The sequence below is a fragment of the Bacillus sp. TH13 genome (assembly GCF_016651175.1).
Classification (GTDB): Bacteria; Bacillota; Bacilli; order Bacillales; family Bacillaceae_G; genus Bacillus_A; species Bacillus_A thuringiensis_S.
The window spans coordinates 831,902-857,341 of sequence record NZ_JAEKEJ010000025.1; the positions used below are offsets into that span (position 1 = coordinate 831,902).

Consider the following 25,440-nt stretch of genomic DNA (forward strand, 5'->3'; position numbering starts at 1 on the left):
ATACACTCCTTCATTATGTATGGGGAAACTCCTTTTTAGCGTTATTTGTTATAGCTATAATAAAGAACAACTTCAAAAAAAATCCCCATCTTTAAAACTTATTTGCGTTTAAATGATGGGATGCTTCATGGTCTTCTTTTATTTTTTGTTTTTTATAACTTTCATCAGCTAACATTTCTAGTTCAGCTGTTATCTCTGACTTTTCAAGCCCTCTTTCTTGCGAAAATTTCCTTGAAATATAAACAATAACACTACCAACGTACAACACAAAGCATATAATAAGTGCAGTATTTTCATAGAGACTTAGCTCCAACACAGTCACTCCTAATCCATTCGTATTTTCACGCCTCATTAATTGGAATTTCCCTATTAACCCATTTGTTATCCCGCTATTTGAGGGCAGTAAGACTCCCTCCTCAAATTTCAGTAAAAGTAAAGAAGTTAGATGTGGGATGCACCCAACTGATTAAAGTTTCACTTTATTGTAACATAAAAATATCAATTCTTGGAATCTTTCACCCTACTAAAAGAGGCATGATTGTTTCATCATGCCTCTGAAATATTTTGAATAATTGTTTTAATTGCTTCTTTTCCATTATATTTTTTTAGTACTGTTTTATACTTCTCATTATTTTGATTCAATTCTTCGACATACTTTATCAGAGATTTTACAGTTACATCTTCTTCATATAATACGGAGGCATACCCTTGCCTTTCAAAGGACTCTGCATTTAATATTTGATCGCCACGGCTTGCAAATTTCGATAATGGAATTAAAACCATCGGCTTTTGTAATGTTAAAAATTCAAAAATTGCGTTGGAGCCCGCGCGTGAAATAACAAAATCGGTTACCGCTAATATATCCGGCAGTTCTCCATGTACATATTCAAATTGTCTATATCCTTCTTTATTTTGTAAACTTTCATCAAGGTTACCTTTTCCGCAAAGGTGAACAATTTGATACTTTTTAAGAAGTTCTGGTAATGCTTCTCGAGCCGTATCATTAATTTTCTTCGCGCCCAAGCTGCCTCCCATAATCGTAATAACTGGCTTTTTACGTGAAAAACCTAAAAATGCTAAACCTGTTTCAGGATTTCCCTTCAGCACTTCTTCACGTACAGGAGATCCCGTATATATTACTTTTTCTTTTGGTAAATGTTTCGCTGCTTCTTCAAATGTAACAAATATTTTCGAAGCAAAACGAAGCGCAATTTTATTTGCTAGTCCTGGCGTCATATCAGATTCATGTAATAAAACTGGTACTCTATTTAGCCATCCTCCTATTACGACTGGTACAGATACGAAACCGCCTTTTGAAAAAATCACATCTGGTTTTAGTTTTCGAATCCTTACATACGCATCCATAACACCCTTCATTACAAGAAAAGGATCTTTTATATTTTTCAAATCAAAATAACGACGTAGCTTTCCACTCGAAATACTATAGTAGGGAATGCCTTCCTTTTCTATAATCGTTTTCTCAATACCTTGATGAGAACCAATATAAGAGATATCCCAGTTGTCTTTCTGTAAATGTGGGATAATGGCTAAATTAGGTGTTACATGTCCTGCCGAACCGCCACCTGTAAAGACTATTTTCTTCATACGTCTCCCCCTTCTAGACTATAATACACTAAAATATCTTGCCTCAGGGTGAGAAAATACCATAGCCGTTACGGACGCTTCTGGCTCCATCATGAATCCTTCTGTTAATGAAATACCTATTTCCTCTGGATGAATTAAGCGAAATAGCTTTTCTTGATCTGCAAGTTCTGGACACGCCGGGTAACCAAATGACACGCGTATTCCCCTATATTTCGTACGGAAACGTTCTTCCATCGTCAGTTCAGGTGAGTCTGGAATGCCCCAGCGGTCACGAATGAGCATATGTGTTTTTTCAGCAAGTCCTTCTGCTAATTCAAGCGCTAACGATTGAATGGCATGACTACGTAAGTAATCACCTTTCGCTTTCCACTCTTCAGCAATGTCCCGAACTCCTTCCCCAACCGTAACAGATAAGAAAGCAACATAGTCCATCTCATCTCCAATTGGGCGCAAATAATCGCCTAAAGTACGATAGGGGGCCTTTCCTTGTCTAGGGAATGTGAAACGCTCTATAACACGCGTATGATCTTCTGGATCATATATTACAATGTTTTGTCCGTCGCTTTGCGCTGGGAAAAATTGATACACTGCTTTTGGCTTTAACCAAGATTGTCCTTCTTGCAATAATTCATCTATTAAATCATTTAATTCATACGCTCTCTTATCTCCCTCTTTCAAAAGCTTCTTCACATTTCCTTTTAATCCAAGGTGATGCCCAAGTAGCATTTGTCTATTTAAAAATGGAGCGAGATGAAGGGCGGGAATATCGCGTAATACAATTCGTTTTGTTGAATCAGGCACGATAACCTCAGTCTTCGGTAATGGCTCAATTACTGCTGGAATTTCTACTTTCTTCTCCTCTTTTTTTACGATATGAAGATGCCGTTCTTTCTTATCCTGTTTCATCTTCTCACGCTCTTCTTCTTTTTGAAGCTTATTAATAATATCGAGCCCCGTCATCGCATCACTCGCATAACAAACGAGCCCTTTATATGATGGTGAAATCCGATTATCTGTAAACTTTCTCGTTAACGCTGCACCACCTACAACAATGGGAACATCAATATTTGCTGCTTTTAAATCTTCAGCAGTCGTTACCATTTGTTGCGCTGATTTTACTAATAAACCTGAGAGGCCTATAATGTCCGGCTTCTTTTCTTGTACTTCTTGAACAATTCGATCCGAACGTACATTAATTCCTAAATTAATAATCTCATATCCGTTATTCGCTAAAATAATTTCAACGAGATTTTTCCCAATATCATGCACGTCACCTTTTACAGTTGCTAATAATACTTTCCCTTTTTTCGCACTATCACTAGATTCCATATGTGGCTCTAAATAGCTTACAGCAGCTTTCATACTTTCGGCACTTTGCAATACTTCAGCAACAATAAGTTCATTATTATTAAATAGTCGTCCTACCTCGTCCATCCCTGTCATAAGCGGACCGTTAATAATATCAAGAGGTTTTCTTCCTTCTTCAAGTGCAAGACTTAAATCCTCGTGTAATCCTTGTTTCGTACCTTCTACAATATAATTTGCTAGTCTTTCATCAAGCGTTAACGTTTCTTGCACAACGACATCTTTCTTTTTAGCGACTCGGTAAAAGTTTGTAAATTCTTCTAACGTCTCTTTCGTCGTTTCAAACAGTAATGCATCTGCAAGGTGTTTTTCTTCCTCTGGAATCGACGCATAGCGTTCTAATTTTTCCGTATTAACAATCGCGTAATCTAATCCAGCCTTCGTAGCATGATATAAAAAGACGGAATTCAATACTTCACGTCCAGCTGGTGGTAAACCAAATGATATGTTACTTACACCTAAAATCGTTAAACACTCTGGTAACGCTTCTTTAATAAGGCGAATTCCTTCTATAGTCGCTGCCGCTGAACCAATATATTCTTCATCACCTGTCCCTACTGGAAACACAAGTGCATCAAAAATAATATCTGACGGGCGTATCCCATATTTCGTAGTTAATAATTCGTAACTTCTTTTTGCAATTTCTAATTTTCTTTCAGCACTTACTGCCATACCATCTTCATCGATTGTACCAACTACAATTGCAGCACCATACTTACGAAGAAGCGGTGTTACCTTTTCAAAACGCTCTTCTCCATCTTCTAAATTAATAGAGTTGATAACAGCTTTTCCTTGAATATAAGTAAGTGCTCTTGCCATAACATTTTCATCCGTTGAATCAATCATAATCGGTACTTTTAACACTTTCGTAACTTCTGTCAAAAATTTCTCCATATCTTCTATTTCATCACGATCAGGATCTGCCATACAAATATCAATAATATGAGCATTTTTCTTCACTTGCGCCCTTGCCACTTCAGCAGCCTCTTCAAATTTCCCTTCTGCTACTAATCGTTTAAATTTACGTGATCCAATAACATTCGTTCTTTCACCTACAAATAACGGTCTCATAGACTCATCGTATTGCAGTGCCTCCAATCCACTAATTCCATGTCCTTCTCTCTCATGATGGTCACGAGGCTTAAGAGATGCTAGTGCTTCTTTCATTGCTTTTATATGTTCTGGTGTCGTGCCACAACAACCACCAATAATATTAACCCATCCTTCTTCAGCAAATCGTTTCACCTTTTCAGCAAGAGAAGATGGAGATTCATGGTAATGTCCATCTTCATCAGGAAGACCTGCATTTGGATAACAAGAAATGTAACACTCCGATAAATCAGATAGTGAACGAATATGGTCCCTCATAAACTCCGGACCAGTCGCACAGTTTAATCCAACAGATAATGGTTTCATATGTTCTACTGATAAATAAAAAGCTTCAATTGTTTGCCCAGCCAGAGTCGTTCCCATTGGCTCAATCGTTCCTGAAATCATAATAGGAACCGTTTTTTTCATTTCTTCAAAAGCGGCTTGAATTCCAATATAAGCTGCTTTCACGTTACGCATATCTTGACTCGTCTCAACGAGTAATACATCAACTTCTCCTTTTAATAATCCTCGTGCCTGCCTTGTATAAGCCTCAATCAATTCTTCAAAAGTCACACCACCTGTAACACTAATTGCTTTCGTTGTTGGTCCCATCGCTCCCGCAACATATACTTCCTTCCCGCTTTCTTTAACAGCTTGCTTCGCCAAAAGTGCTGCCTTTTCATTTAGTTCTTCATCTAAATGAGACAGCTCATAATCACTTAGTACAATATTCGTTGCCCCAAATGTATTTGTTTCAATAATATCCGCTCCAGCTTCAATATAAGCTTTATGAATCTTTAAAATGACATCAGGTCTTGTTTCTACTAAATATTCATTACACCCTTCGTACTCTTCTCCTCCGAAATCTTCCGCAGTTAAGTCCTCTTGCTGGATCATTGTTCCCATTGCACCATCTAATATTAAGATGTTATTTTGTAATTTTTCTTCTATACATTTCATCAGTTAATACCTTCTTTCACTTCTTGCTTTTCTCTCACATATTTAACAAGATGTTCTGTAATTTCATATTTTAGAAATGGTGTAATAAGATAAATGCCGTTAAAATATTTCATCGCCACATCGATCAATTCTTGTGAAATGCGAATCCCTTCCTCAATTGCTGCCTCTTTCGTTTCATGTCCATCCATTCTCTCCCTTATTTCTTCAGGTAGAGTAATACCCGGCACCTCAAAATGAAGGAAATCTGCATTCCTTTTACTTATTAATGGCATAATCCCAATAAAAATAGGTTGTTCCAAATGCTTTGTCGCTTCATACACTTCTTCAATTAACGCGATATCATAAATTGGCTGAGTTAAGAAATATTCCGCTCCAGCATCTATTTTCCGTTCCATCCGCTTAACCGCTGCTTTTAAATGTCTTACATGCGGATTAAACGCACCTCCCACTGAAAACCTTGTTGCTGGACCTATTGATTTCCCTAAAATCGAGCGTCCGTCGTTCATTTCTTTAATCATTTTAATGAGCTCAATAGAGGACAAATCATATACAGAAGTGGCACCTGGAAAATCACCAACGCGTGCTGGATCACCAGTTAAAGCTAACACTTCTTCCATACCTAACGCCGATAAGCCTAATAAATGAGACTGTAGTCCAATGACGTTATGATCTCTACACGTTAAATGCGTCAATACCGGAATATCGTGCTTCGTTAATAATGCCCCCATTGCCATATTCGAGATGCGAGGCGATGCTAATGAATTATCTGCTAGAGTAATAGCATCTGCCCCAGCTCTTTTCAATGCTCTTGCTCCTTCAAAAAATCGCTGCGTATCTAATGTTTTCGGTGGATCTAATTCCACTACTACTGTCGTTTGTTTTTTTGCTTTCTCTGCTAATGTGACATGAGCTTTTGAACGTTTCTCGTGTGTATGAACTACTTTCGGTCTTTGAATCGTATCCTTTTCTATTACAGGTGTAACATTTGCAATTGCACGTTTCATACTTTCAATATGTTCTGGAGTCGTGCCACAACAACCACCTAATAACCGAATACCTTGCTCAATAAATTTCGGTGTCATCGCTTCGAAATAAGCTGGACTTCCCTCATATACGTAACGTCCCTCTACATAATTCGGGAGACCTGCATTTGGGTATGCTGATAAATAGCCATTTTGCGGAATCGATATCATTTTGAAAGCTTCCGTCATATGAAGCGGCCCTAGTTGACAATTCAATCCAACAACATTTGCACCGTAATCTATAAGTTGCTTTAATATTTCATTGACATCATTTCCATTTTGAGTCGTACCTGCTTCATGTAACGCTAATTGAGCAACAATTGGAATGTTCGTTTGCTTACGCAATACTTTAACGGCATGAAGTAATTCAAATTCATCGTAAAAAGTTTCTAATAGTAATCCATCAACCTGTTCTTCTAGTAAAGCCCCTGCCTGTTCAAGTAGCATAAACTCCCTTTCCATATCAGTCGTTGTAACGGCTCCGATGTGTTTCATACCACCAATTGTTCCTAAAATTGCATTTCTGTCTGTAACAGATGCTTTCGCCAGTTTTACTGCCGCTCTATTAATTTCTGTAACTTGATTTTCTAAACCATACATACGTAATTTCGCCTCATTTGCCCCATACGTATTCGTTTGAATTACATCTGCTCCAGCAGCTACATATTGTTTATGAATCGATATAATTAAGTCTGGATCAGATACATTCAATTCTTCAAAGCTACTTTGCAAACCATGTGAATGCAATAACGTCCCAACCGCACCATCACCTATTACAATTCCTTTTGATAATAAATCTAGTAATTTCACGAATCTCCCTCATTTCTATCAATATAAAAACCCCCTCTTCACTTTGAAGAGGGGGACATAATCGTTCCTCCTCTTATTATGCAAAACATTCGTTTTGCAGGTATTAGCACCGTTTCAAACATTTCGTTTGAAGGTTGCCGGGTTTCACAGGGCCTTTCCCTCCACCGCTCTCAATAAGAGTTGTCTTTATTATTTTATTTATGTAGCTAAAAGGAAATGCGTTCCCCTTTTAACAATGTTTGTTAATTTTTTAATAAATTTAGCATGCACAAAAATAAAAGTCAATGACACTTGCAGAAAAATAAAAATTATTTAAAATAAACTTGCAATTCAATTATCTTTTGTTGTAAAGTTAAAAACATAATAAAAATTTCATACGAACATTCTTATCTAGAGAGGTAGAGGGACTGGCCCTATGACGCCTCAGCAACCATTAACATTTTGTTAATAAGGTGCTAATTCCAGCAAATTGTGAAAGATTTGACAGATGAGAAGAAGACTCTATTCAAACCGAAAGCCTTCTTCTTAGAAGGCTTTTTTATTTTATATTCACTTAATGTTTCAATTTAAAAAGGAGGAATTTTCACATGTCAACAATCGAAACGAAACTAGCACAAATCGGAAATCGCAGTGAAACTACAACAGGAACGGTTAATCCACCGGTTTATTTCTCAACCGCTTATCGTCACGAAGGAATTGGTAAATCTACTGGCTTTGACTATTCACGAACTGGCAATCCAACTCGCGGTCTTTTAGAACAGGCGATCGCAGACTTAGAATATGGCGAACAAGGTTATGCCTGTAGTTCAGGGATGGCGGCTGTTCTCCTCGTCCTTTCTCTATTCCACTCTGGAGACGAACTTATTGTATCTGAAGATTTATACGGGGGAACGTATCGATTATTTTCTGAGCACGAAAAAAAGTGGAATGTTCGATGTAGATACGTAAATACACAATCTATTAAACAAATTGAGCAAGCTATCACAACTGAAACGAAGGCTATTTTCATAGAAACTCCAACTAATCCGTTAATGCAAGTTACTGATATTGCCGCTGTCGCAACTGTAGCGAAAAGGCACGGACTACTTCTTATTGTAGACAACACATTCTACACACCTTATATACAGCAACCATTAACAGAAGGTGCTGACATTGTACTCCATAGCGCAACGAAATATTTAGGGGGACATAACGATGTACTAAGCGGACTTGTCGTTGCAAAAGGAAAGGAACTTTGTGAGGAAATCGCTCATTATCATAATGCATCAGGCGCGGTTTTAAGCCCATTTGACTCATGGTTATTAATTCGCGGTATGAAAACGTTAGCGCTTCGCATGAGACAACATGAAGAAAATGCGAAAGCAGTTGTTGCATATTTAAATGATGAAGACGGGGTGACAGATGTATTTTATCCAGGAAGAGGCGGCATGATTTCATTCCGCCTTAAAGATGAAGCTTGGATTAATCCATTCTTACAATCTTTATCCTTAATTACATTTGCAGAAAGTCTTGGTGGTGTAGAAAGTTTAATGACTTATCCAGCAACGCAAACACATGCTGATATTCCTGAAGATATTAGAACAGCAAACGGTGTATGCAATCGTCTTCTTCGATTCTCCGTTGGCATTGAAAATAGTAACGATTTAATTCAAGACTTAAAGCAAGCCATTAAACTCGTAAAAGAAGGTGTAAGAATATGAGCTATTCTATAGATACACTCTTACTACACAACCAATATAAACATGACTCACAAACAGGCGCTGTGAACGTTCCCATTTATAACACATCAACTTTTCACCAGTTTGATGTAGATGCGTTCGGAAAATATGACTATAGCAGGTCAGGAAATCCAACTCGTGAAGCTCTTGAGGATATCATTGCTTTATTAGAAGGTGGAACAAAGGGATTCGCCTTTGCATCAGGCATTGCAGCGATTTCCACTGCATTCCTCCTTCTTTCACAAGGTGATCACGTACTCATTTCAGAAGATGTATACGGAGGCACTTACAGAGTCATAACTGAGGTACTCTCCCGTTACGGTGTTTCACATACATTTGTTGATATGACCAATTTAGAAGAAATAAAACAAAACATTAAACCAAATACAAAGCTCTTTTATGTAGAAACACCTTCTAACCCACTTTTAAAAGTGACAGATATCCGCGAAGTTTCTAAACTTGCAAAATCTATTGGCGCTCTTACTTTTGTTGATAATACTTTTTTGACACCACTATTCCAGAAACCACTTGAACTTGGAGCTGATGTCGTTCTTCATAGTGCTACAAAATTTATTGCTGGTCATAGTGATGTTACTGCCGGATTAGCAGTAGTAACAGATGCAGAACTCGCTCAAAAGCTTGGATTTTTACAAAATGCATTCGGTGCTATCTTAGGGCCTCAAGATTGTTCTCTCGTACTTCGCGGCCTAAAAACATTGCATGTACGCCTCGAGCATTCAGCTAAAAATGCCAATAAAATTGCACATTATTTACAAGAGCACGCTAAAGTACAAAATGTCTATTATCCTGGATTACAAACGCATCTCGGATTTGATATTCAACAATCTCAAGCAACATCAGCTGGAGCGGTCTTATCGTTTACTTTGCAGTCAGAAGATGCACTCCGCCAATTTTTGTCAAAAGTAAAATTACCTGTTTTTGCAGTTAGTTTAGGAGCTGTAGAGTCAATTCTTTCTTATCCAGCAAAAATGTCACATGCAGCACTGTCGCAAGAAGCTCGTGATGAAAGAGGGATCTCTAATTCATTACTTCGGTTATCAGTCGGCCTTGAAAATGTTGACGATTTAATATCCGATTTTGAAAATGCCCTTTCTTATGTAGAAGAACCTGTAAATGCATAGAATAAATAGAAGATATGAAATTAAGTTTTCATATCTTTTTTTATGCTGTTTAACATACTCGTTTTAGTGCTTTTCTGTCTATATAGTTCATTAAAAAATAAAATTTTTATCTATTTCCAAGTAATGGAGTAATTGATATATTAAGAAATAAAAAGGAGCAAAAATAATGGATACTTGTGCAGATATTTTAATCGTTATCGATTTACAAAATGGAGTATGTTATAGCGGAGAGCATTTATTTGATTTACAGAACTTACTAACAAAAGTAAATAAAAGAATTTCTTCATACAGAAAATTAAATAAACCAATCCTTTTTGTTCAACATTGTGATGATGATTTAGTACCCGAGAAAGAAATTTGGGCTATTCATACCGATCTAGATGTTCAAGAACAAGATTTTTTTGTAAGAAAAACACATGCAAATTCATTTTATAAAACAAACTTAAAAGAAATTTTAGATCAATTATCTGTAAAGCGCATTGAATTTTGTGGTGCCCAAACAGAGTACTGTATGGATGCTACGATTAAGTTTGCCCACGGACTGGGATACGAAAACTTTATGGCACAGAAAACAACCTCTACGTTGAATAATCCTTTTATGTCCGCAAAAGAGACGATTGATTTTTACGAGAACATATGGAATCACAGATTTTTAACGTTGCTAAAAGATGAATTTTAGAATAAATGACTAATGACTTGATTATCCTAAGATTTATCAGCTGTAATCAAATATTTCGTTATCACCATAAAGAAGCGAATTACATTCAGCTTCTTTTCTTTTAACCTGTTTTATATTCTATATATATCATTATAATTCCTTTGTCATATTATTTTAAAAATTTCGTATATTCATTTGAAAGAATAAGAAAATCATGATAAAATTGTGTTACAAATATATCTATATCTTTCAATTTTTAAAACGTATCGAAATTTTCACCCAAAAATGTCATTTTACAAAAACGTGCTAATTTACCTATTTTATTTACATCATGGTCTCTTTTCTTACAATTTCTTTACTTTAGGACTTTTTTTCTGCAACAACTATTTTCTTTTCTTTAAATTTTTGGTATGTATAGTATGGTATAATAGCTCACACGGAGGTGGAAAAGAACATGTTAGAAACCTTTCAAAAAGAATTAGAACTATATGAAAGTAATGCAGAATTATTAAAAGTGCTGGCTCATCCTGTTCGTTTATGTATCGTAAAAGGATTAATTGAGCGCGGTCCAAGCAACGTTTCTACAATGTACACTGGCTTAAACATGCCACAATCTACAATTTCACAGCATTTAGCAAAATTAAAAAGCGCTAAAATCGTTTCTAGTGAAAGAAAAGGATTAGAAATTTATTACAAAGTAGAGAACGAAACAATAATTCAACTCGTTCGCGTATTATTAGGTTAGGGACTAATAATCGAAGAAAAAGAACGTATTCTATATTTTTTATCTCATATCTTTAATATAAATATATATCATGAGAGGAAATATATAATACTACATAAGTCGTATTAAAAAACAAGACACAGTATATACTGTGTCTTGTTTTTTATATTGTTACATACCGCTCCAAATGTAAATGTTGCATATCTTTTGTATGTATAACAACATCAAACGCACTCCCTACTCCTCCATTCAAAATCATAGAACGAACTGCTCGATTTTGTTTTTGCGTTTCAGAAAAAGGATTCGTATCTTGATGGCTCGTAAGCTGTTCTAATATCCCTGCAGCTAACAAGAACTCAGATTGTTTCTTATGCCATACTGCACTCATTCCTTGCATACTAAACATTTCCTTTAGCTCGTCCCAATGAATATGAGTAGTAAGATCCATTTCACCTGGATGCGCTAGTGGGTTACGTATTAGCTTATGCTGATAATACCCTCGCAAACTTCCTTCACGGTGTGCTGGATGCATCCATTCTTCTTTTGTGTATCCGTAATCAACTGTAATACATATACCTTTTTGAAACCATTTCGCAATTTCTTTTATATACTCCTCCATCACAATTGGTACTTCAAAACGTTGCCCTTCAGCAATATGAATATTATATTTCAATAAATATCGACCAATTCTTTTATCTAACGGCCTACATACTTCTGAAAGGTTTCCTTCCTCTGTATATGTAATACGTACTTCATACAACATACCATTTCTTTTCTCAATTATTTCAACAGGAAATGCATCAAACAACTCATTCGAAAAAAGAATTCCCTCGAAAGAATCTCCCATTTCACTATAGGAGGTATAGTACGATACATTAGAAAATGAGCCAAGTTTCTCCTGCTGTAATTCCCTATGAAAAGGGCTCACTTCAATCATTGAATAGTTTAAATCAATAAAGGTTTTTGGAGATAATTGCTTCCATTCTTGTAAAACATCATAGGCAAACTTTCCAGTTCCCCCACCAACCTCACAAATATTCGAAGCAACTTCACCATTTTCAACAAGACGAATAAAAAGTTTAGCAAAAGTTTTTGCAAAAACAGAGGATACATTGCTACTCGTAAAAAAATCCCCTTGTCTCCCAATCTTTTCACGTTCTTTCATATAATATCCATGACCTTCTGTATACAATACAAGGTTCATATACGTACTATATGAAATTGAATAATCCTTTTCTTTTCCCATCCATTCTCTTAAAATGAGCTCCATCCCCATAATGACTCCTTATTGTAAAAACGGATTATTTTCTTTTTCAAAGCCAATGCTTGTTTCTGGACCATGTCCACATAACACTGCTGTTTCATCTGGTAATACAAATAATTTCTCTTCAATACTTCCAATTAATTCAGCAAAACTTCCACCAGGCAAATCTGTTCTTCCAATGCTCATTTGGAACAATACATCTCCTGAGAATACAGCATTCGCCTCTTTACTATAATAAGAAATACTTCCTGGAGAATGTCCCGGCGTCTCAAAAATTTCAAAATTAAATGATCCAATTGTTAATGTACCTTCTGCATCAATAATATGATCCGCTGGTTTTGCTGTAATACTGCGGTTCATCATAAAAATTTGAGAGCCGTTTACAGTTGCATCTCCTAACCAATCTGCTTCTTCTTTATGTACGTATACAGGAATATGAAAAGCGTCTCTTACCGCATCAACAGCACCGATATGATCAAAGTGAGCATGTGTTAATAAAACCGCCAATGGTTTTAATTGTTCTTCTTGTAAATATGTAACGAGCTTTTCACCTTCATGACCAGGGTCAAAGATAATGCACTCTTTTTGATCGTTCATTAAAATATAAGCATTTGTTTGTAATGGGCCTAACGGCATTTGTATCCATTTCATATGAAAATCTCCTCCAGTTATTAAACTTACTTTTAATGATACAACATTTCTTTCTCTGAGGAAAAGAAAGGATGCTATCTCGACAATCATTTTTAAAACATGTACAATATAAAAGAGTAAATATTCCAAAAACTCATAATAAGAAATGGGTAGACAGAGGAGGATATTGTATGGGCCTTGTTATTATTTTTACACTTGTCACTCTGTTAGCTGTATTTGCTACGCTTAGAACACTTCGTGAAAAAAACTTTTTCGCGAGCGGCTTTGCAATTGCAACTGTACTCGTTTTCGGATGGTTTACGATCATGACTGTTCTATATAACGGGTATCCACCAGCAGCTTAATTCGTTTACACTTTATTCTTCATCGAGATTTCACACAAAAAGAGGAAGGGTTCCCCCTTCCTCTTTTCATATTTCACAACTTATATCATCTTCGCTTCGTATTTGTGCTTTTTTACAAGCCAAGCTCCTCCGATAACACCTGCATCATTACCAAGTGTTGCAATAGCTAACTTCGTGCTCTTTACAGCACGTGAGAAAGCGTATTGCTCGAAATAGCGTTGAATTGGTTCTAATAGTGCATCTCCAGCTTTAGACACGCCTCCACCAATAACAATTTTCTCTGGGTTCAACGTACTAGAAAGGTTCGCTACAGCTAATCCTAAATAAGAAGCTACTTTTTCTACTACTTCGCCTGCTAATTCATCGCCTTGTCCAAGTGCTTCAAAGACATCTTTTGATGTAATACGTCCTTCTTCAGCTAACATAGAACGCAACATGCTTTCTTTATTAGTCTCTTGTATTTTTTGCATAGCAACACGTACAATACCTGTCGCAGATGCTACTGTTTCTAAGCAACCAGACTTCCCGCAATTACATGGGAAAGCATTTTCTGTAACTACTGTAATATGTCCAATCTCACCAGCAGCACCACTCACGCCGTGTACAATCTCACCATTGGCGATTACACCACCACCAACGCCCGTACCAAGTGTCATGCAGATTAAATCTTTTGCACCTTCACCAGCACCTTTCCACATTTCACCAAGCGCTGCTAAGTTTGCATCATTATCAATAACAACAGGTAATCCTGTTTCTACTTCTAATAAATCTTTTAGCGGATAGTTTTTCCACCCTAAATTAACCGCTTCATAAATCATTCCAGATGCCACATGTACAGGACCAGGAGCTCCCATACCAATACCAATTAACTTGCTCTTCAATTCGCCTAATTCTTCTAGCTTTTTATCAATTGCTTTCGCAACATCAAGTGTAATATGTTTTCCTTGCTCACCTGTATTCGTAGGGATTTCCCACTTATGTAAAATTTCACCGTATACATTAATAAATGCTAATTTAATCGTTGTACCACCAAGGTCAACACCAACTAACCATTTCTCTTCCATGTTGCTTACCTACCTTTATCTAATTCTTATTTAGCTCTTTTTGAATTTCTTGCTTCAATAAAAATAAAGCTGTTTGATAGTCTTGTGGATCGATTAGCTGTGATTGATTTAATTCACGCAATTCATCTTGCATTAATTGTAAATCTGCAATTCGATCTCCCGTATAAATAATCGTACCAAATTTCTTTAGCAATTGCTGAATATCATAAATAGATACCATTTCATCACCCTCTATGCTCACTTACTATAAAAAATTATAATAAGAAAACGTTCACATATTTTATTATAATCAAGAAGAAAAAGTCTCGTCAATTTTTATTTGTCTATACAAGCTCATTTATAAGCATTGTTCCTTTTTCTGTAATAATTTTTTCTATATTTTTATCAAATGGCTCTACCGGAATGTGTTTTACCATTTGAAAATCATACGCTAATGATAGCGTTTTCCCTTTATAATGCACGAGATAACGATCATAATAGCCACCGCCGTACCCAATTCGCTCTCCTCGTTCTGTATAAGCTACGCCCGGCACAATTTGAAGATCAATTTCATCCACATTCACTTCTTCCGTAAGCCCGGGAATCGGTTCACGTAAATTCATATACACCGTTTCTAATTGATCAAAATTATTAATTTGCCTGAAGGACATCGTTCTTATTCCTTTATTACACTTAGGAACTACAACTTTCTTTCCTTCTTCCCAAGCTTTTTCAATAATAGGATATGTATTCACTTCATTTTCCATTGAAAGAGTAATTCCAATTGTTTTAGCTTCAACCCACTCTTTTTGCGCATACAGCAAAAATGCAATCTGTTCTGATAAAGTTGTATACTGTTCTTTCGATAAAGAATTCATGTGTTCTATTATTTGTTTACGCAAACGCACTTTCTCTTCTTTCACACATTCTCCCCCTTACAGTGACACTTTTCTCTATGATGATAGTGTATCACTTTTAACATAGGAATCGAATAAAAAAAGAAACAGTAGGAAAATATTCCTACTGCTTACTTTGTTTCACGGTGTAACGTAGACTTCTTGTCACGCTTGCAATACTTTTTAAGCTCGATACGCTCAGCGTTGTTACGTTTATTTTTCTTTGAGATATAGTTACGATCTCCGCATTCTGTACATGCTAGAGTAATATTCACACGCATTCTTATTTCCCTCCAGTACTAATAACTTAAATCAGACTATACTATAATACCACTTTTAAAATAAAAATTCTACACCTTTTGATATTGTCTAATTTTTTCTATAAGATTTTTCATGTTTTCCCTTGCTATTACTGGGTTTCTAGCATGTGAATACACTAAAAATTTTGGTTGTTTTGTGTCAGAAACGATATAAGACCACTCTTTTTCAGTATATTTGAACTGTACTCCTTCAAATATACCTTCTCCCTTCCTTTCTATATCATCCAATAATTTCCTCATAATTTCCCCTTTTTCATTCCATGAACATACCACTTCATCATAAAGTAAATAGAGCGGCGGTGATTGATCTACTATGCTGAGAAACGTTTTTCCTTGCAATGCTATTAGCTCGAATAATTTTCCAATTCGATATAAAATATCTCGCTTCCACCTTACTTGAAACGACTTTCTTTCATCCTGCGTATAAAATAGAAGATAACATTCTCCTAACTTCAAAGACATTGGGTAAATATTTCCTGTCGATTCGAGTAAGAAATCTGGAATATCTACCTCTTCCAAATCTGTACCCTGGTAAATATTACTATCCTTATCATATAACTCGAAATAATTTCCTTGCTCAGAAAACATAAGAGCCATATTCGCTTTACTTGATTTCATCAAAGCCTTTACATGATCTTTTTGTTCACTTGCATAAATCCATGTAACTGTACAACCAAGTCTTTGCAGAAAGAGCATAAGTAAATGTTGCAACGTATCATTTCTCTTATTAATAAGAAGATGAAACTTCTGCATCTGTATTTTCTCGATATCAATATGCTCCAATATAACTTCTATATACTCATTCATAGAAACATGAACTAGCTTATTTCGCCCCATTTCTTTCTCATGTACGTAATAAAACAATTCGGACATATATACTTGTTCTATCTCTTTTTGCTGCTTATACGTTAACGGCATGCCAGCTTGACCGTATAACTTTATAACAATCTCATTCTCATTCTCCACTTGGATAAAAACACCACCTGCACATTGCAAATGATGAACACTATATTGAAAAAGTGACTCGTTCATTTCTTTACATTCCATCGTATGAATCCCGATACCATGAATAGCATGTAAAAATAAATTTTTATAAGAGGTTGTTTCTATATTTTCTTGACTTCCAATTAATATACTCTCTCCTTTTGTAAAAAGAGATCCATACGCCATCGCAATCTTCACGATAAACTGGGGAGTAATTTCAACATTCCCTCTTCCTACAATGCGGCTTTTTTGTAACCAACCTGCACTCATTTCACTCTCTTGAATACCAGCCGCTCCTACTATCGAATGACTATCAATCGCCTTATAAGGCCATAGTTTTCCTTTTTGCTTAATTACCGTACTTCTCCCAATATGACAGTGATCCGCTACAACGCTTTTTTGAAACAGTGTAACGTCATCTTCAACTATTGTACGCTCTCCTATTGTCGTTTCTAATAGTTCACAATACTTCCCAATGTGGGCATTTGCAAAAACAATACTTTTTTGAAGATGAGAATAATTTGAAACGATACTATTTTTCCCAATAATAGAATATGGCTCAATTACAGCTCCTGTACCAATCTTTGCTCCTTCTCCAATAAAAGAGGGGCCATGAATTTTCGTCCCTTTGCCAATCGTCACCCCTTCTCCCATCCATACCATCGGTAATACTTCCGTATAAGGAATAGGTACTTGTAACTTTTTCGTTAACAAATCAAATTGTGCTTGTCGATATTGATTAAATGTGCCGATATCTAACCAATAACCTTCTGACAAATATGCGAATAACACATTTTTATTTGCCAATAACGGAAACACATCATGACTGAAATCAAAAAATTGCCTAGGCGGTATGTAAGAAAAGATTTCTGGCTCCATAATATATATGCCTGTATTCACAACATTAGAGACTACCTCATTCCAGCCCGGCTTTTCTATATATCGTGTAACCTCCTGGTCTTTATTCATTACAACCAATCCAAATGAGAGTGGATTTTCTACTTCTTTCACAAACATTGTTACTATTCTTTTCTTTTGTTCATGAAACCTAATTCCTTCTGATAATTGAAAGTCAGTTAATGCATCCCCACTTATCACAACAAATGTTTCATCTAAAAATTGTTCTGCTTGTTTAATACTCCCTGCTGTACCAAGCGGAGGAGAGTCTTCAAAATAATACAAGTTAACTCCCCATTTACTACCATCACCAAAATATTGCTTAATGGTCGTACTCATATATTGAACAGTAATTGCAATTTCACGAATACCATGCTGGCGTAATAACTCAATATTGTATTCTAAAACTGGTTTTTCTAATAATGGTAACATCGGCTTTGGAGTATTACATGTTAATGGTCTAAGGCGTCTTCCTTTTCCTCCAGCTAAAATAACCCCCTTCATATACTTCAGCCTCCACTTATATAATGTTCAGTAGCTCCATATACCATATGTATATTCTCTATCCCACATGAACTAGCAGCATAAACTTGATTAGTTAAACGAATCCTCATTTAAAAGACCCTATAATTAAATTTCCCACTTATAAAAACGTACGGTTCAAACTCAAAGAAAGCGCTTACTATCAATTGATAAATACTACTTATTAACGAACAACATATATACTAATTTTCCCATTACATTATGATACATCTTATCATCATAAACTAAAGGAAACAACGAGCTTTTTTTGTCATGTTTTGACTAAAAAAAGCAGGTGATTTCTTATCACCTGCTTTGATTCCTACTCATTCAATAAATAATGCTTTCCTTTTACTAAATAAAAGACATTTTCAGCAATATTTGTAATATGATCTGCTACACGCTCAATATATCTCGCCACAAATGATAATTGTGTAATTTGCGTAATTGCTTCTGGTTGTTCCGGAACTGAAGATATAAACTCACGAATTGATTTTCCATATATTTCATCAACAGAATCATCCATTTCAGCGATTTGTTTCGCAAAAGTTAAATTTTCTTGTTCATATGCTTCTAACGCTAAATGCAACATCTCATTTGCAATCGCAAACATTTCATCCAGGTTGTGCAAACTAACAGCCACTTCTTTTTCCCCAAGACGAATTGTAGCCTTTGCAATATTAACAGCATGATCTGCAATACGCTCTAAATCTGTCGCTGTTTTAATTGAAATAAAGATCCTTCTTAAGTCACTTGCTACAGGTTGCTGCTTCGTAATAAGCATAAGTGCAAGATCGTTTATTTCCTCTTCTAAATTATCCATGCGGTAATCACCATCAATGACCTCTAACGCTTTCTCTACATCCCTTGTATGCAGACCTTCCATAGCAATCAATAAAGCCGCATTTGCTAATTCTCCAAGCTCGATTACCTTTTGCTGTAACACTTTTAAATCACCTTGAAACTGTTCTCTTACCATTTTTTCTTCCCCCTCAATATTATGTGCCATTATATATAAAGTGAAACTTTAATCAACCCTCATCAATCGGGCTTTTACAGGCGGCCCGCCATCTAACTTCTTTGCTTTTGTTGAATTTTGAAATCCGGGCTTACTGCCCGCAAATAGCGGGATAAATCTCCTACATAGCCTCTTACGCTTGTAATAAAACTTAAGATAAGGGAAGTATTACTTCCCTATTAAAGTGAGATAAAAATAAGAAATGCCCTCTGTTAAGAGGGCATTTTCTCTTAGCTTTGCGACGATATCAGCCAAAGCGACCTGTAATATAATCTTCTGTACGCTTATCTGAAGGAGTCGTAAATAATTTGTTTGTATCTGTATACTCCACAACTTCCCCGCTTAAGAAGAAAGCAGTTTTGTCTGAAATACGCGCTGCTTGTTGCATATTATGCGTTACGATAACAATACTAAAGTCTTTCTTTAACTCTTGAATTAATTCTTCTACTTTTAATGTTGAAATTGGATCTAATGCCGATGTTGGCTCATCCATTAAAATAACGTCTGGCTCAATAGCTAAGCAGCGTGCGATGCATAGACGCTGTTGCTGTCCACCAGATAAACCGTATGCATTATCGTGCAAACGATCTTTTAATTCATCCCAAATCGCTGCTCCACGTAAACTTTTTTCAACAATTTCATCTAATGTCTTTTTGTCACGAATACCATGGATTTTTGGACCGTATGCTACATTCTCATAAATAGATTTTGGAAATGGATTTGGCTTTTGGAACACCATTCCTACATGTGTTCTTAATTCTTCAACTGGATATGATTTATCAAATATATTGCGTTCTCTATATTCAATTACACCTGTAGTTCGAACGATCGGTACTAACTCTACCATGCGATTTAACGTTTTTAAGTACGTTGATTTACCACAGCCACTTGGACCGATAATAGCTGTAACTTCATTCTCATGAATACTTAAATTAATATCTTTTAAAGCATGGTCTTCCCCGTACCATAAATTTAAGTTTTTCGTATCAAATACTACTTTCTTTGGCGCAGTCTCGATCTTCTCTTCGTTTTTCACCTGTACATTTACTACTGTTGCTACCATTTGAATTCCCCTTTCATCCACTTCCAACTTATTTTCGATTTCGTAACCATAAAACAAATATATTGATAAATAGCAACAAACCTAACAAAACAATCATCCCAGCTGCTGCTACATACTGAAATTCTTCTTGTGGCCTACTCATCCAATTAAAAATTTGGATTGGTAAAACTGTAAATCTATCAAACATACTAAATGGAACATAATTTGCAAACGCAAGTGCCCCGATCACTAATAGTGGTGCTGCTTCTCCAATTGCTCTTGATATCGCTAACGTACAGCTCGTTATAATCCCTGGAAAAGCATATGGCAATACAATTTGATACATCGTTTGCCACTTCGTAGCACCTAATCCGTAAGAACCCTCTAATAATACACTTGGTACTGATCGGATTGCTTCTTGACTCGCCACAACAACTGTCGGTAAGACGAGTAAACTCATCGTCAGTGCTGCTGCAACTATACTCTCTCCTAAATGAAGAGCGTATACAAAAATAGTTAAACCAAGCAATCCAAATACAACGGATGGTACTCCTGCTAACGTTTGATTATTAATCTCTACTATTTTTTTAAATAGAGATTCCTTCGCATATTGCTCTAAATAAAGAGCTGTTCCAACTCCAAATATAAAAGAAACAGGTATAACAATACTCATAAATAATATTGTCCCTGACAAAGCTGCAGCAATACCAGCTTCTTTCGGATTACGTGAAGCGAAATTTGTAAAGAAATCTATTGAAAGATAACTTATACCTTTTTCAACAATTTGAAACAGTAACACAGACAAAATTACGATTGAAAATAAAATTGATATATAAAATAACAATTTGTAAATTCGATCTTTTAAAAAGCGTGATGCCATGTTTTTTTGTATTTTATTATGATTCAACATTCGCATATTATGTCATCCTCCTAAAACGGCGCATAATAGACTGCGAAATGATGTTCATAATAAAAGTAAACATAAATAAAGTTGCACCTACAGCATACATGCTGTAATACGTAACCGTTCCATGCGGAGCATCACCTAAACTTACTTGCACAATATAGGCTGTTAACGTTTGAATAGAATGTGTCGGATCAAGCGATACATTTGGTGTGGATCCTGCTGCAATTACAACGATCATCGTTTCACCAATTGCACGAGAAGCCGCTAATATAATTGCTGCCATAATCCCTGTAAAAGCGGACGGAAACACCACTTGTTTTACCATTTCAAACCGCGTCGCTCCGAGTGCTAATGAAGCTTCTTTCGTCCCTTTCGCCACAGATCTCATCGCGTCTTCAGATAGAGATGCAACTGTAGGCATCATCATAAATCCGATAACGATTCCTGGACTAATCGCATTAAAAAACTGTAAATCTGGTATAATCCTTTGTAAAAGCGGCGTAACAATTGTTAATGCAAAAAAACCATATACAATTGTCGGGATACCTGCTAATAGCTCTAACATCGGCTTTAATATTTTCCGTGCACTATTTGAAGCATATTCGCTTAAAAATACAGCACACGCTAAACCGATAGGAATTGCCACAAACATAGCAATCGCTGTTACAAGGAACGTTCCACATATAAGTGGTAATATACCGAATTTAGGATCTTCAAAAAATGGTAACCATTCTTTCTCCGTCAAAAAGGAGTATAATGATATTTTTTGAAAAAACATGATTGTTTCATTAGAGAGCGTAAAAACAATTCCAAGTGTCGTCACAATAGAAACGCTAGCAATTATTTTTAGTAATAAAGGTACTATTCGATTGATTCGCTGCGTTTTTTTTCTTTGCTTTTTATTTCTTTCAATCAAATGTTGTACAGAAAATGTAATTTGACTTTTGTCATTATGAGCCAAAGATGAAAACCCCTTTCCACCCTGACATTACCTTTTTATTTCTGTTAACATACGCAGCTGTTCATTGTATTTTTCTTTTCGCAATTTTACATAACCGACCTCTTCAGCGAGGTTACCAACATGCTGAATCATAAACTCAACATAGTTTGCTACATTCATTTTATTTCGGATAGATGCATTATTCACATAAGTAAGTAGCGGCCTAGATAACGGCTTATATTTACCTGATTGAATGGTCTCTTTCGTCGGAAATACACCATTTACTTTTATTGCTTTCACCTTATCTCGATTAGCCATATAATAAGCATATCCTACAAAAGCAATGGCATGTTTATCATTCATTACCCCTTGCATAATAACTTGATCGTCTTCAGACAAAGAGACTTTTTTTACAATGCGATGATTTTGTAAGATGACATTTTGAAAATAATCATACGTACCAGAGTCTACGCCTGGTGCATAAAACTTCACTTGTTCACGTGGCCATGTTGAATGAATTTGTGACCATCGCTTCTCTCTTCCATCTTCACTCCACAGTAGACGTAACTCGTCTACTGACATATCGTCTACCCATGTATTGTGCCAATTCACAACAATTGTAAGACCATCGTTAGCAACCTCAAAAGGTGTGAATTGAATAGAGTTTTTCTTCATTTCATTTTTCTCGACTTGTTTCATTACTCTCGAAGCATTATTTATATCTACTTCTCCTTTACTGAAACGATTAAATCCTCCCCCAGTTCCAGAAATACTGATGGAAATTTTCACGTCTGGATGCACCTTTGTATATTCCTCCGCTACTGCTTCTATAATAGGAAAAACCGTTGAGGATCCATCAACTCTCACTTCTCCCGTATCATTTAAAGCAAATGCAGTAGACATTTCAAAACAGAGGAACCATATTGATAGTACGAAAATTTTAATCGGTGTACGCATCCATTTCACGTGTTCTTCCTCCTAGAAGTAACCAGAAATAACAGGATTACAGATATAAGAATACTGCTAAACTATTAATTCGGTTTTAATTGTTTGTAAAAGTTTTGTAAAGTTCCACAAAGATCAACATACGATACAATTTTAATCAGTAGTAGCTATTCATCTTCTCTGATGATTTCCCTATAAAACAGTTATCCCCTATCTCATCATATACAAGTATCATTTATACGGCCGCGTGTTTTTCAGTGTTGTATACTTGTCCACATTTATTACACGATATGCATAAACCATAAAAAAAAGCACACTATCTTTTCAGATAGTGTGCTTTTTTACAAATTTTTTATTCATCATCTTGATCTTTATTTTTATTGTCTTTGTCATCTTTTGGAGTTTCACCATTTACTTCTTTGTTTTTCAAATCAAAGTAAGCGTCCATAATTTCACGACCAATATATCCATTAATACCAGTCTTATCATCATGTACCCATGGAACGACAACAGAGAATGCTACTTCTGGATCTTCAAGTGGCGCATAACCTACTAATGTTAAGTTATATGTTTCCACACGTTCACCGTTTGCCTTTCTACCAATCTCTTTATCTCCGCCATACACAGTTTGCGCGGTACCTGTCTTCCCTGCCGCTTTATATTTTGCACCTGTAAAGTATTTTGTAGCTGTACCACCTGAATCATTATACACTTGTCTAAATCCTTCTTGAACACGTTTAATTTGCGATTCTGGCATATCAACACGATTTAATACTTTCGGTTCCATAGATTGAACAACTTTCCCAACTTCATCTGGTTTCACTGCCGGTTGACGAATTTCTTTTACAACTTGTGGTTGCATACGATATCCGCCATTGGCAATCGTCGAAATATATTGCGCTAATTGAAGCGGTGTATACGTATCATACTGTCCAATTGATAAATCTAGTAAGAAACCTGGTTGACTACTTCTACCCATCTGACCAGCAGATTCATTCGGTAAATCAATTCCTGTTTTTACACCAAGTCCAAACTGTCCGAAATAATAACGCATCGTATCAAATGCTTTTTGAGGTATATCTAACGTACCACCTCTCACATATGGAACATCGGCGATATTCATCGCTGTTTTAAACATATAAACGTTAGAAGACATTTTTAAAGCTGTAAGGTCATTAATGTATCCCATCGTTTTCCAAGACGATTTCGTAGGTGTACCTTTTAATTTAATTGGTTCATCCAATTGCACCGATCCTGGTTGAATCGCACCAGTTTGATATCCTGTAAGTACTGTTGCACCTTTTACAGTTGACCCCATCGGATAAGAACTTGTCATGGTACCTAATGCAAAGTCATTTACTTTCGTTTGACCATCTTCGTTAACTAATTGTTTCCCCGCCATAGATAAAACTTCACCATTTTTTGGATTCATCATTACAACGAATGCGCGATCTAAAAGAGGTTCGCTTCCTTTAAATCTCATTAAATTCTTCGCAAGAATATCTTCCACACGCTTTTGTAATTCCATATCAATTGTTAAGTTCAAGTCATTACCACTTTGTCCTTTTGATACATTAATCGTTTCTAAAATATTACCGTTTTTATCTGTAACATTTCTAACTTCTGCTTTCGTACCGTGCAGGCTATCTTCATACTGTTGTTCAAGATAACTTTTTCCTACTCGGTCATTTCGATTATAATCACGAACAAGATAGTAATCTAGTCTTTCTCTCGGTAAGCCTTCATCAGATGTCGACACCCCACCAAGTACACTTCGGAATAAATCATCGTACGTATATTTTCGATCCCAATCAACATTCGTATCTACACCTGGTAATGCTGCTAGGTTTTCACTAATAATCGAATATTCCTTTTCTGTAGCATCCTTTTTAATAACTTGAGGTGTCATTGCATATCCGCCGTCCATCTTACTTTTAATCGCTAATATTTCTAGATCTTTTGCGGATAATTGATTAATCTCTTCTTCTGTTACACGACTTCGCTGACGCTCGTCTAATTCTTTATCATCAATTTTTTTATCTTTAAACTCTTGACGATCTTTATTCGTAATTTTTTCTTTAGCTTCCTCTTTATGCATAGCAAGCCAATAATCTTTTTTATCGCGATCTGTTAATTTATCTGTCGGTACTTCAATCAAATCTGCTAGCTTTTTCGCTGTTTCTAAGCGATCCTCTGCCGTTGATCCTTTCATTTTTGTAAATGTAATAGTACGAATGGCTGCATTATCTACTACAGGTCGCCCATAACGGTCAAATATTTTCCCACGCGGTACAGGATTACTTATCGTTGAGTTTTCTTTCTTCTCCACTTCATTCTTATATTCTTCACCGCGAACAATTTGTACATATCCGAGCCTTACAATAACCGCGGAGAACATTAAAAACACGCAGAAAAACAGCACGTTTAACCGAAAAGGAACGTGGGTCTTTTTCTTATTTTGCTTCTGCTTCTTGCTCATACAAACCCCCTCTACCAACAGCTATGTAATGTGAAAGGGACACCTTCATACAGGTGTCCTCACTGCTGTTTTACATCTTTTTCTATTCTAGC

22 protein-coding genes and 2 riboswitches are annotated in these 25,440 nt (G+C 36.0%); of the genes, 5 read left to right on the top strand and 17 right to left on the bottom strand.

Annotated features, from left to right (window positions below; all coding sequences use genetic code 11):
* Window positions 1–91: 91 nt before the first annotated feature.
* From JFU02_RS12585 to JFU02_RS12600, 4 genes are all read right to left on the bottom strand, one after another.
* Window positions 92–352 (bottom strand): DUF3966 domain-containing protein, encoded by a 261-nt coding sequence (locus JFU02_RS12585; RefSeq protein WP_001250701.1) that lies wholly within the window; start codon window positions 350–352, stop codon window positions 92–94.
* A 194-nt stretch (window positions 353–546) separates the two neighbouring features.
* Entirely contained in the window at window positions 547–1,605 is a 1,059-nt protein-coding gene (locus tag JFU02_RS12590; protein ID WP_000724758.1) for an undecaprenyldiphospho-muramoylpentapeptide beta-N-acetylglucosaminyltransferase, read from the bottom strand.
* Window positions 1,606–1,623: 18 nt separating this feature from the next.
* On the bottom strand, window positions 1,624–5,022 hold the full coding sequence (gene metH, locus JFU02_RS12595; RefSeq protein ID WP_061666290.1) for a methionine synthase: 3,399 nt from the start codon (window positions 5,020–5,022) through the stop codon (window positions 1,624–1,626).
* Complete coding sequence (locus tag JFU02_RS12600; RefSeq protein ID WP_000770355.1) at window positions 5,022–6,854, bottom strand: bifunctional homocysteine S-methyltransferase/methylenetetrahydrofolate reductase; 1,833 nt, start codon at window positions 6,852–6,854, stop codon at window positions 5,022–5,024. The genes metH and JFU02_RS12600 overlap by 1 nt, the downstream gene beginning before the upstream one ends.
* Window positions 6,855–6,924: 70 nt before the next feature.
* A riboswitch (SAM riboswitch) is annotated at window positions 6,925–7,034 on the bottom strand.
* 203 nt (window positions 7,035–7,237) lie between these two features.
* Window positions 7,238–7,348, top strand: a riboswitch (SAM riboswitch).
* A gap of 93 nt (window positions 7,349–7,441) precedes the next feature.
* Here JFU02_RS12600 and metI point away from each other — a divergent pair.
* From metI to JFU02_RS12620, 4 genes are all read left to right on the top strand, one after another.
* Window positions 7,442–8,554 (top strand): cystathionine gamma-synthase/O-acetylhomoserine thiolyase, encoded by a 1,113-nt coding sequence (gene metI / locus JFU02_RS12605; RefSeq protein ID WP_000103879.1) that lies wholly within the window; start codon window positions 7,442–7,444, stop codon window positions 8,552–8,554.
* Entirely contained in the window at window positions 8,551–9,714 is a 1,164-nt protein-coding gene (metC, locus tag JFU02_RS12610; RefSeq protein ID WP_061666288.1) for a cystathionine beta-lyase, read from the top strand. Before metI ends, metC begins: the two co-directional genes overlap by 4 nt.
* Before the next feature lie 166 nt (window positions 9,715–9,880).
* Complete coding sequence (locus JFU02_RS12615) at window positions 9,881–10,393, top strand: cysteine hydrolase family protein (protein WP_000379162.1); 513 nt, start codon at window positions 9,881–9,883, stop codon at window positions 10,391–10,393.
* A gap of 433 nt (window positions 10,394–10,826) precedes the next feature.
* Entirely contained in the window at window positions 10,827–11,117 is a 291-nt protein-coding gene (locus JFU02_RS12620) for an ArsR/SmtB family transcription factor (RefSeq protein ID WP_000894377.1), read from the top strand.
* Window positions 11,118–11,259: 142 nt separating this feature from the next.
* Here JFU02_RS12620 and JFU02_RS12625 read toward each other — a convergent pair whose 3' ends face one another.
* Together JFU02_RS12625 and JFU02_RS12630 are read right to left on the bottom strand one after the other, a co-directional pair.
* Complete coding sequence (locus JFU02_RS12625) at window positions 11,260–12,372, bottom strand: class I SAM-dependent methyltransferase (protein ID WP_000525145.1); 1,113 nt, start codon at window positions 12,370–12,372, stop codon at window positions 11,260–11,262.
* A gap of 9 nt (window positions 12,373–12,381) precedes the next feature.
* Window positions 12,382–13,011, bottom strand: coding sequence for an MBL fold metallo-hydrolase (locus tag JFU02_RS12630; RefSeq protein WP_000871225.1), 630 nt, complete (start codon window positions 13,009–13,011; stop codon window positions 12,382–12,384).
* A 170-nt stretch (window positions 13,012–13,181) separates the two neighbouring features.
* Here JFU02_RS12630 and JFU02_RS12635 point away from each other — a divergent pair, with 170 nt between their 5' ends.
* Window positions 13,182–13,355 carry a DUF2759 domain-containing protein gene (locus tag JFU02_RS12635; protein ID WP_000524852.1) on the top strand — a complete coding sequence of 58 codons (174 nt, stop codon included), beginning with the start codon at window positions 13,182–13,184 and terminating at the stop codon, window positions 13,353–13,355.
* 80 nt (window positions 13,356–13,435) lie between these two features.
* Here the strand turns inward: JFU02_RS12635 and glcK are convergent, their stop codons facing one another.
* The 11 genes from glcK to JFU02_RS12690 all read right to left on the bottom strand — a co-directional run bounded on the left by glcK (window position 13,436) and on the right by JFU02_RS12690 (window position 25,348).
* Window positions 13,436–14,419 carry a glucokinase gene (gene glcK, locus JFU02_RS12640; protein WP_000391701.1) on the bottom strand — a complete coding sequence of 328 codons (984 nt, stop codon included), beginning with the start codon at window positions 14,417–14,419 and terminating at the stop codon, window positions 13,436–13,438.
* 19 nt (window positions 14,420–14,438) lie between these two features.
* Entirely contained in the window at window positions 14,439–14,639 is a 201-nt protein-coding gene (locus JFU02_RS12645) for a YqgQ family protein (RefSeq protein ID WP_000253699.1), read from the bottom strand.
* A gap of 103 nt (window positions 14,640–14,742) precedes the next feature.
* Window positions 14,743–15,321 carry a 5-formyltetrahydrofolate cyclo-ligase gene (locus JFU02_RS12650; protein ID WP_000656862.1) on the bottom strand — a complete coding sequence of 193 codons (579 nt, stop codon included), beginning with the start codon at window positions 15,319–15,321 and terminating at the stop codon, window positions 14,743–14,745.
* A 104-nt stretch (window positions 15,322–15,425) separates the two neighbouring features.
* Window positions 15,426–15,575 (bottom strand): 50S ribosomal protein L33, encoded by a 150-nt coding sequence (gene rpmG / locus JFU02_RS12655; protein ID WP_001265616.1) that lies wholly within the window; start codon window positions 15,573–15,575, stop codon window positions 15,426–15,428.
* A 69-nt stretch (window positions 15,576–15,644) separates the two neighbouring features.
* Window positions 15,645–17,999, bottom strand: coding sequence for a sugar phosphate nucleotidyltransferase (locus tag JFU02_RS12660; RefSeq protein WP_000679327.1), 2,355 nt, complete (start codon window positions 17,997–17,999; stop codon window positions 15,645–15,647).
* A gap of 340 nt (window positions 18,000–18,339) precedes the next feature.
* The gene (gene phoU, locus JFU02_RS12665; protein WP_000251245.1) at window positions 18,340–18,996 is read right to left on the bottom strand and encodes a phosphate signaling complex protein PhoU; all 657 of its coding nucleotides are present in this window, start codon (window positions 18,994–18,996) and stop codon (window positions 18,340–18,342) included.
* A 286-nt stretch (window positions 18,997–19,282) separates the two neighbouring features.
* A complete protein-coding gene (pstB, locus tag JFU02_RS12670; RefSeq protein WP_000226681.1) occupies window positions 19,283–20,098 on the bottom strand; it encodes a phosphate ABC transporter ATP-binding protein in 816 nt (271 codons plus the stop codon).
* A 28-nt stretch (window positions 20,099–20,126) separates the two neighbouring features.
* Window positions 20,127–20,993 (bottom strand): phosphate ABC transporter permease PstA, encoded by an 867-nt coding sequence (gene pstA, locus JFU02_RS12675; protein ID WP_201071112.1) that lies wholly within the window; start codon window positions 20,991–20,993, stop codon window positions 20,127–20,129.
* Between the two features lies 1 nt (window position 20,994).
* Complete coding sequence (gene pstC / locus JFU02_RS12680; RefSeq protein WP_000940894.1) at window positions 20,995–21,945, bottom strand: phosphate ABC transporter permease subunit PstC; 951 nt, start codon at window positions 21,943–21,945, stop codon at window positions 20,995–20,997.
* A gap of 27 nt (window positions 21,946–21,972) precedes the next feature.
* Window positions 21,973–22,890, bottom strand: coding sequence for a PstS family phosphate ABC transporter substrate-binding protein (locus tag JFU02_RS12685; RefSeq protein WP_000871824.1), 918 nt, complete (start codon window positions 22,888–22,890; stop codon window positions 21,973–21,975).
* Window positions 22,891–23,221: 331 nt separating this feature from the next.
* Window positions 23,222–25,348 (bottom strand): peptidoglycan D,D-transpeptidase FtsI family protein, encoded by a 2,127-nt coding sequence (locus JFU02_RS12690; RefSeq protein WP_000038979.1) that lies wholly within the window; start codon window positions 25,346–25,348, stop codon window positions 23,222–23,224.
* Window positions 25,349–25,440 lie beyond the last annotated feature (92 nt).